2 protein-coding genes are annotated in these 1,562 nt (G+C 62.9%); both read left to right on the top strand.

Features of this window, described 5'->3' with window-relative positions; translation table 11 throughout:
- Positions 1–98 precede the first annotated feature (98 nt).
- Positions 99–1,175, top strand: a complete 1,077-nt coding sequence (locus F573_RS0113920; RefSeq protein WP_155986696.1) for a hypothetical protein — start codon at positions 99–101, stop codon at positions 1,173–1,175.
- A gap of 169 nt (positions 1,176–1,344) precedes the next feature.
- Positions 1,345–1,562 (top strand): hypothetical protein (locus tag F573_RS14520; protein WP_038033619.1); only part of this gene is annotated, 218 nt, incomplete at its 3' end.

The raw sequence follows: 1,562 nt of genomic DNA, 5'->3' as shown, positions 1-1,562 counted from the left end.
GACAAGAAGCGATTCCCGGTGACTCCGGGGGCCGAGGATCCGCCCGGCGCGATCCGGCAGGCACGCAACGTCGCAGCCGAACAACTCCGGCTGCAGTGATGTCCGAAGACGACCACGGAGGGATCAAATTGAAATTTCTGATACATACCACCGAAGATGCGGATGGCTACCCGACACTCCTGCAAACGGATGAAGAGCAACTATCACCTGCAGGGAAGCTGACAGAAGAGGAGCGAATCGTCCTCGGGCGCCTGCCTGTTCAGGAGCTTCCGGATAACAGGGGCAAAGCAATCGTGCTGGATGCCGATACTGAAGACCCGGAACCCCTGATAGGGCCTCGGGATGGCACGAGCAGTCTGCCGGAAAAGCCGCAATTCAGTGAGGCAAACGAGGAGGCGGCAATGCTCCTTATTAACCACCATGTGGTCAGACTCCGGGAGCTGCGTGCCTTCACCTGGCAGCACTACGAACGGATCCCGGCTGCCATCCAGAAACTGGATCTGAACCAGGCCCGAAAAGCCCCCGATCTCGAAACCATCGTGCGGGCGGCCTGCAACAAGGAAGAACTGGTGGCGAACCAGGCAGCGATCGACGACCTGGTGGAAGATTCACGCGTTCAGGAAGAAGTGGAGAAGAAAATGCAGGATGCCAACCAGCAGGACCCCGCTCCGCAAAACAATACGGAGTCCCGTGACGGAACGGAAAAGCTCCTCGAATGGGCGTCGCGTGAAGGCAGTGAGCGGGTACGGCTGGCGGTGGAAATGAAGGTGGGCGACTACCAGGCGATGGCCCAGGAAGCCTTCATCCGCACGCACGCACCGGAAGGTTTTCGGCCGGGGCGCCCGGAAGGGACGCCGAAAAAACGGCCACGTCTTCAGGACCTGCAGGCGCTGAAGGCGCTTCGGGACCGGACAGCGCAGGAACCGGACGGTGCGCTGCGTGAGGCCTCGCTGGTCTATCAGCCTTCCCAGGACGAGGAAGAGCCCATGCCGGAGGAGGACGCGCGCGCCTACGATCCGGGCAGCCCCGAAGAAATGCCGGAGAGCGGCAAGACCTTCCTGGAGGTGCAGGTCTGCGCCCCGGACGGTTCGCACTGCTGGTTCATGGCAGAGGTGGACGATCTCCACCATCAGGGGGACCACGAACCCATGGGAGAGAACCGGGAAGCGGCCTGACGCTCGGCCAGGACGCCGACTCGCAGAAAAGCCCGCCGGATGCGTTCGGCGGGCTTTTCTGGTTTATGGGGCCGCTGACGAGAAATGGCAACGCGAGCCGACCGCGCTATGATGGGGGCGAGTCAACAGACCCCGGCTTGGAGCCGGCCATTCAAGAAGGAGCTTGCCAATGCCTCGACCCCGTTTCTCCACCCTGTCCGCGGCCGTTGCCCTCGCCCTGTTCGCCGGGTCCGCCAACGCCAGCATGAACGTCACCGCCCTCGCCGTCGGCCAGGGCGATGCCATGCTGTTCGAAGCGGACGGCCAGACCGTGATGATCGACACCGGGCGGTCCCGGTACGACGCGGTGAACCATCTCCATGACGCCGGCATCGACCGCGTGGATCT

Source organism: Thioalkalivibrio sp. ALE23, from assembly GCF_000378545.1.
Lineage (GTDB): Bacteria > Pseudomonadota > Gammaproteobacteria > Ectothiorhodospirales > Ectothiorhodospiraceae > Thioalkalivibrio.
Note: the sequence above shows the minus strand (reverse complement) of the source record. Positions and strands in the feature narration are given on the sequence as shown.

Coding starts and splice junctions, on each gene's coding strand:
- F573_RS0113920 (WP_155986696.1), top strand. CDS start 99: ATGTCCGAAGACGACCACGGAGGGATCAAATTGAAATTTCTGATACAT.